This is a genomic window from Sporosarcina sp. NCCP-2222 (assembly GCF_023168145.1).
Classification (GTDB): Bacteria; Bacillota; Bacilli; order Bacillales_A; family Planococcaceae; genus Sporosarcina.
In genome coordinates this window covers 161846-169013 of record NZ_BQYK01000002.1, presented here as the reverse complement: position 1 = coordinate 169013, position 7168 = coordinate 161846, and the positions used below count along the sequence as shown (strand labels likewise).

Genomic DNA, 7168 nt, shown 5'->3' with positions numbered 1-7168 from the left:
ATATTTGGTTCTTCGAGGCATTTGTCGGAGCTGGTGGCGGCGACATGTTATCTAAGGATGAGAAACAAGTGACGTTTAACGGCGAAGCGGGCGTAGAGGCATTGGAATTCTGGAAGCGTCTGTCCAGCGAAGGCGTTTTGAAGATTCCGGCTGGTGATGAGGCGTCCGCGCAGGCGGTCCAAGACTTTGCCAACGGCCGATCGGCGATGATTTTTGGATCGACGGCCGGACTGACGAACAACTTGTCCATAGCAAAGGAAAATGGTTTTGAGTTAAATACAGCATTTATGCCAGCAAACAAAGTAAATGGTGTGCCGACTGGCGGTGCGAACCTTGTCATGACAGCGGGACTGTCTCCAGAAAAGCAGGAGGCGGCATGGGAATTTATTAAATGGATGACAGCGAAAGAGCAGACAATCTATGCGAGCACATACACAGGCTACTTGCCGAGCAGATTATCCGCTGTGAATTCAGAGGAAATGCAAAATCTCTATAAGGAAACGCCTCAATATAAAGTGGCCGTCGATCAGCTTGAGTTTGGGAAAGCGCGTCCAATGGCAGACAGCTATCCGGAAATCGCAACGATTTTACGTGATGAAATCGCAAGATGCCTATTGGAAGGCACATCGCCAAAAGAGGCATTGGACCAAGCGGCTTCACTCGCCAACCCATTATTGAAATAAAGGCGCTCGGGGAGGCTGCCCTCCCCCTTGCCTATTAGAAAAGGAGATGTTCATGTTGAACTGGCTGGATGAATTGAAAGTGGTCATATTCGATCTGGATGGAACGTTATATCAGGACGATGCATTTTTGGGCCGCTATCTTGCCTATATGCTGGAAGGGACTTTGGATGAAACAGAAGCTGCAGAAGTCGTCATGGAAGCATACGACATATTGGATGGAAGTCATTCTGTTCCGTTTGGATGCTTTTTTGACCGTCAGCAACATGTTGTGTACGAACATGAGAATTTCGAACCGACAGCCAGTTTTACATGGGATGGCCGGAAGCAGGAGGGGAAGGAAATCGACACTGCATCATTGTTGTTCATTGGGGATGTGTGGTGTGTTGCACATGTCTATGCAGAAAGGTATAAGGTGCCGGCAGAGAAGCGGGCAGGTGCCTTTGAAAAAGTCCGTTATGAGATGATTCGCCAGCCGTATGGAATTCGACTGCATTCCCCTTTATTCGAAAGCATCCGGGCAATGAACGTAGAGCGGAAAATTTTCATGACGAATACACCGGGGGAAACCGGCCCTGCTTTCGTTCATTATTTAAATATCGGTACGCTGTTTGATGATTTCGTGTTTGATGCAAGGAAACCGGTCGGCATGGAAAATATGGTCAAGAAATTGATGGAGGAAGGGTACGCTCCTCATGAGATCCTTTCAGTCGGAGATAATCCATTCAATGATTTGGCGCCAGTGAAACGCTTGGGCGGTCGGACATGTCTTATTTCACCGTATAGCCATTTCGGAGGTCATGCATGGGATGGAGCGGTACAGACCGTGGAGGAGCTCGCCGCCTTTTTGCGTCAACCCTCCGCAGTGAAACTATGATCGGAAAAAGGAGATGAACGACAGTGGCGGAAATCAGGCTCGAGAATGTCGTGAAACGATTTAATGAGGATGAAGTGGTGAAGAACTTGAATCTGACCATAGCAGATGGGTCATTTACAGTAATCGTCGGCCCTTCCGGCTGCGGGAAATCGACTACGCTTCGAATGATTGCCGGCCTGGAGTCACCGACAAGCGGCGACATTTGGATCGGCGACCAGTGCGTCACGAATGTGGAGCCGGGGAAACGAAACATCGCGATGGTATTCCAAAACTACGCTTTGTATCCGACGATGACGGTGCGGAAGAATATTGAATTCGGGCTGGTGAATAAAAAGGTTCCGAAGGCAGAGCGGGAAGCATTGATTCAGGAGATCAGCGACATTGTTGGTCTTACGGAGCACTTGGACAAAAAGCCGCAACAGCTTTCGGGCGGACAACGGCAGCGGGTGGCATTGGCCCGCGCGATGGTGAAGAAGCCGAAAGTATTCATTTTGGATGAGCCGCTGTCCAATCTTGACGCGAAATTAAGGGGACAGATGAGACGTGAGCTAATTCAGCTGCATAAGCGGCTGGGTACGACATTTATTTACGTGACGCATGATCAGGTGGAAGCCATGTCGATGGGTGACCAAATCATTCTCTTGGATCAAGGCGTGGTGCAACAGGTGGATTCTCCGATGAACATGTATCATGATCCGAACAATGTATTCACAGCAGAATTTATCGGCACCCCGGCAATGAACATTTTGGAGAGGGAGCGCCTTGAAATTTTCCTTCCAAGTCTAATGGACCGTGTCCGACACGTTGGTTTCAAGCCAGAACACGCGCATATTAGTGCGGAGATGGAGAAGATGTCCGATCATCTGGTGATGAAAAGTGAAATCATTACAACCGAGACGCTTGGAGCGGAAACGATCTATACCGTTATGAATCAAGCCGGCACGATGAACATCAAAAGTTTTACGGAGCCGATCACGGATACGCAGAAAGTATATATCGCCATTCCGTTTGATCAGTTGTACTTCTTTGACGAGAACGAGAAACGAATCCGCGCAACGGAAGACTATATGGAAGCTCCGATGCCGGCAATGGTCGGAGGGGCTTGAGATGAGCTTAGGAAAAGCAAGGCCGTACTTGATGATTTTCCCCGCCATTTTGGTATTCACGCTATTTTTCATCTATCCAATCGGCTACATGATTTATTTAAGCTTCCATGATTGGAACTTCATCAGCCCGGATAAAAACTACGTCGGTTTTAACAATTTCACGGCGCTGTTACAGGATGCCAAGTTTATGCAGGTGCTTCGCAACACATTCATTTATTCTGCGTTGACCGTTTCACTCACAATCAGCATTTCGTTGCTGCTGGCTTTGTGGTTGAACCGGAAAGGCGCGATGTATGGATTTGTCCAAGGGGCAATTTTCAGCCCGCATATCATTTCCCTCGTCTCCATCTCCATGCTGTGGATGTGGCTGATGGACACGGATTACGGCCTGCTCAATTGGTTCCTGAACCTATTTGGCATTTCGAATGTGCCATGGCTGACAAATCCGAAGACTTCGTTATTGTCGCTTATTATCGTGGCGGTATGGAAAGGGATCGGGTATTACACGCTCATTTTCATCGCCGGCCTGCAAAGCATACCGAAGGATATCTACGAAGCTGCAGCGCTGGATGATACAAGCAAAGTGCGGACGTTTTTCAAATTAACGCTGCCGATGCTGTCGCCAACTCTATTTTTCTTAACAATTATCGGGTTGATCGGCTCATTCCAAGTGTTTGAAACGATTTCCATCATGACAGGCGGCGGCCCGATTAATTCGACAAACACGATCGTTTATTACATTTACGAAAATGGCTTCCGTTTCTTTAAGATCGGTTATGCATCGACTGCAGGTGTTCTGTTGCTTGGCATTATCGGCGTCTTTACCATTCTATATTTCCGGTTATTATCCCGGAAAGTCCATTACCAGTAAGGGGGCAGAAAGCAGATGAAAAAGAATCCGCTATGGAAGGTCCTCAATGGCATCGGGTTGCTGATTTTAATCACGATATTCGCACTGCCTTTCGTCTGGATGATTTCCACCTCGTTCAAGACTTTGGGGGAGACGATGGTGTTTCCGCCAAAATGGATTCCAGACACCCTGCTTTGGGAAAATTTCTCGAAGGCCTGGAATTCAGGTCCATTCTTAAAATACTTCTTCAATAGCACCATTGTGGCGCTCGGTATTCTCGTGCTGCAATTTTTGACCATTATACCTGCTGCTTACGCGTTTGCCAGGTATAAATTCAAAGGCAGTAATTTCTTTTTCGGAGTGACCATGGTGACATTGATGATTCCGACGCAGCTCATCTTTTTGCCGGTTTACCTGCAAATGAGTGCATGGGGACTCCTCGACTCGTTATGGGCACTTATCTTGCCATTTGCGTCGAGTGCATTCGGTATTTTCCTGTTGCGCCAGTCATTCAAGCAAGTGCCAGAGGAGCTGCTGGAGGCCGCACGACTGGATCAGGCGAGCGAATGGCAAATCATTATGCGAATCATGGTGCCAATGGCGAAGCCGGTGTTGATCACATTTGCGATGTTCAGCTTCATCGCCCATTGGAACGACTACTTCTGGCCGCTCGTCATGACGACGACCGATGCCTCGCGGACATTACCGCTCGGTATTTCCAAGTTGCGTGAAGTGGATGGCGGTGTGGCCTGGAACATCTTGATGGCAGGCAATCTCATCCTTGTTGTGCCGATCTTGTTCGTGTTCTTCTTCGCTCAACGGCAAATTATCCGCGCGTTTGTGTATACCGGGGTGAAGTGAGGAGGATAGGTTTTGATTTATAAATAGAGGAATATGCCTTATGCGCGGGTGCCAGGAGGTTCGCGGAATTCTCCGTTTAATCAAAACCATCCTCTGGCGCGCGAAATGCTCTTGACCAATTAAGGTTTGGTTGAGTAGTTGGAACTTTGGTAGAACGCAATCCTGTTAGGTAAGCAAGTCTTCATTCATTACATCCGAAAAGGGGTTATAACATGCGAAGATTAGTTGCACATCGAGGGTGGTCGGGCAGGGCACCTGAGAATACGATGGCTGCTTTCATGATGGCGCTCGGTAACGATACAGTTGAAGCGATTGAGCTGGACGTGCATTTATCGAAGGACGGCGTGCCGGTCGTCATTCATGATTTTACGCTGGAGCGCACGACGGATGGAAGCGGGCTGGTCGGGGATTACACCGTGGAGGAGTTGCAACAGCTAGACGCAGGTTGTTGGTTTAACGGGCGTTTTGCGTATGAGCGCATTCCGACTTTGGAGGATGTCCTGTTGCTTGCAAAGGGGAGGAAGCGCCTGTTAGTTGAATTAAAGCAGAAAGCCGGTTATTACAACGGATTGGAAGAGAAAGTGGTAGAGCTCATTCGCCGGCATGGCATGACTGAGGAAGTGCTTATCATTTCATTCGATCACATATCCTTGCAGCAAGTGAAAGCTCTCGATCCGTCCATTGCGGTTGGTCCCATCTTTCTTGGCTGGCCAACGTTGATTGTCGAGCAGATCAGACAGGTGGGGGCTAGTTATATCGGCATCCATAATGAGTTCTTGTCGAAGGAATTAGTAGATGCGGTGCAGCCACTTGGAATTGAGCTCGGTGTATGGACAGTTGATACTGCGGAGGATCTAGAGAGGCTGAACCGGCTTTCCGATTCACTTGTCATTACAACTAATTTTCCGGAGCGACTTGTAACTCAACAAGAGAAAGTAGGTGTCTAAATGGATCAGCTGATGATTTCGTTCGTCATCCCTTCTTACAATGAAGCAGGCAATATTGCCTCGGTCATGGATGCCATTGCAAAGGAAATGCGTCATCAGCAGGCCTATTTTGAAGTGTTGTTCGTTGATGATGGAAGTACGGACGGGACGATGGATGAAATTCGAAGTGTGCTACTTATGTATCCTGAAGCAGAGTATGTATCTTTCACCCGGAACTTCGGGAAGGAAGCCGCCATCTTGGCTGGCTTGCAGCATGCGAACGGGCATGCAGTCATTATAATGGACGCTGATCTGCAGCATCCCCCTTCTTTGATTCCCGAACTGCTGCAAGGGTTTGAGGAAGGATATCATCAGGTCGTTGCGAAACGGAACCGGAAAGGGGATTCCAAAGTCCGTTCCTTTCTGTCTAGCTCCTATTATCGTCTCGTCAACCAAGCAATCGATGTCCGCCTGAGCGACGGAGAGGGAGATTTCCGGCTGCTTAGCAGAAAGGCGGTCGATTCCCTGCTTTTATTGAGTGAAAGCAATCGTTTTTCAAAAGGATTGTATGCGTGGATCGGTCTCGAACAGAAGACGATTACGTATGAAAATGTTGTGAGGCAGCATGGCGAGACAAAATGGTCGTTTGGAAAGCTGCTCAATTATGCAATCGATGGTATCGTCTCCTTCAATACGAAGCCGCTCCGTCTCTGCTTCTACATGGGCTTGCTTTCGCTTGGGGCTGCGTTGCTATACATCGCCATTACATTGCTTGGCATAGTTAAAAATGGCGTTGCGGTGCCGGGTTATTTTACAACCATCTCATCTGTCCTCTTCCTCGGAGGCGTGCAGCTCGTATCGTTAGGCATCATCGGGGAGTATGTCGGGCGAATTTACAATGAAACGAAAAAGAGGCCGCATTATTTGGTCGGCCAGGCCAGCACGGAAGTGAAAGGGAAACGGGATGTCCATGCGTCGATTCATCACTTATGAATTTAATAAATTCGCGCTCATCGGCATTGTGAATACAGGTGTGTACTATGTCCTTTACTTGGCCGGTCTTCATCTTGTCCATGTATCGTATGTGACCGCGCATTGGGTGGCGGTCGTCATGAGCATGGTCGGTTCCTTTTTCCTGAACTGCTATTTGACATACGGGGTGAAACCGACATGGGCACGGTTTGTCCGTTTCCCGCTGACGCAGGCAGTCAACGTATTGGTCACATTCATTCTGCTATTTTTTCTGGTGGAATGGTTAGGCATGAACAGCAGTGCAGCGCCGATTGCGGCTCTATTCGTGACGGTGCCAATTACTTTCGTTGTGACAGGGAAGGTGTTGAAAGCAGCATGAGTGGTTTTAAATATCCCGAACTTATACTCGGGATGGCTTGTCTTACGGTGGCCATCCTAAGCCACCTTTTTTTCTTGTCCGAGTTTTTTCAAGGACGGTATATGACGGGACTCAATGACGGTCTGTCACAAATGATCCCGTTCAAGTATTTCCTCTACAACTTATTCACGGAAGGCGAGTTTTTCTATTCGGAGAGCTTCGGACTGGGTGGAGGAGTCTTCTCGCAGTTAGGTTATTACTTCTCAACGTCCCTCGTCTTCTATGTGACGGTCCTAATTACATTCCTTCTTCAAAAGCTGGGCTGGATTTCTACACCGGATCTTTTTTACTGGGCAAATATCATACTCGTCATCAGCATTATACGGATGACATGCATTTTGGTATTAACTACATATTATTTTAGAAAAATACGTTTTCCCGTGTTTCCTGCATTCGTTGCGGCAACCTTGTATGGAACATGCGTCATGTATTTCCGCCACGTAACGTATTGGGAATTCTTTGCGGATGCGATGCTATT

At 48.0% G+C, this 7168-nt stretch carries 9 protein-coding genes; all 9 read left to right on the top strand.

The genetic code is table 11. The features are described 5' to 3' along the window. On the top strand, nucleotides 1-683 hold a 683-nt coding region (locus NCCP2222_RS04755; RefSeq protein WP_248510093.1), incomplete at its 5' end, for an extracellular solute-binding protein. Nucleotides 684-735: 52 nt separating this feature from the next. Continuing rightward, entirely contained in the window at nucleotides 736-1557 is an 822-nt protein-coding gene (locus NCCP2222_RS04750; RefSeq protein WP_248510092.1) for an HAD family hydrolase, read from the top strand. A gap of 23 nt (nucleotides 1558-1580) precedes the next feature. Beyond that, entirely contained in the window at nucleotides 1581-2663 is a 1083-nt protein-coding gene (locus NCCP2222_RS04745; RefSeq protein WP_248510091.1) for an ABC transporter ATP-binding protein, read from the top strand. Between the two features lies 1 nt (nucleotide 2664). Next, nucleotides 2665-3534 carry a carbohydrate ABC transporter permease gene (locus NCCP2222_RS04740; RefSeq protein ID WP_248510089.1) on the top strand — a complete coding sequence of 290 codons (870 nt, stop codon included), beginning with the start codon at nucleotides 2665-2667 and terminating at the stop codon, nucleotides 3532-3534. 15 nt (nucleotides 3535-3549) lie between these two features. Further along, the gene (locus NCCP2222_RS04735; protein ID WP_248510081.1) at nucleotides 3550-4374 is read left to right on the top strand and encodes a carbohydrate ABC transporter permease; all 825 of its coding nucleotides are present in this window, start codon (nucleotides 3550-3552) and stop codon (nucleotides 4372-4374) included. Between the two features lie 212 nt (nucleotides 4375-4586). Next, nucleotides 4587-5321 (top strand): glycerophosphodiester phosphodiesterase, encoded by a 735-nt coding sequence (locus NCCP2222_RS04730; protein WP_248510078.1) that lies wholly within the window; start codon nucleotides 4587-4589, stop codon nucleotides 5319-5321. Then, nucleotides 5322-6293, top strand: coding sequence for a glycosyltransferase family 2 protein (locus NCCP2222_RS04725; RefSeq protein ID WP_248510076.1), 972 nt, complete (start codon nucleotides 5322-5324; stop codon nucleotides 6291-6293). It begins immediately after the preceding gene. After that, entirely contained in the window at nucleotides 6265-6651 is a 387-nt protein-coding gene (locus NCCP2222_RS04720; protein WP_248510074.1) for a GtrA family protein, read from the top strand. The genes NCCP2222_RS04725 and NCCP2222_RS04720 overlap by 29 nt, the downstream gene beginning before the upstream one ends. Next, nucleotides 6648-7168: YfhO family protein (locus tag NCCP2222_RS04715; RefSeq protein WP_248510072.1), on the top strand; the 521-nt coding region annotated here is incomplete at its 3' end. The genes NCCP2222_RS04720 and NCCP2222_RS04715, both read left to right, overlap by 4 nt.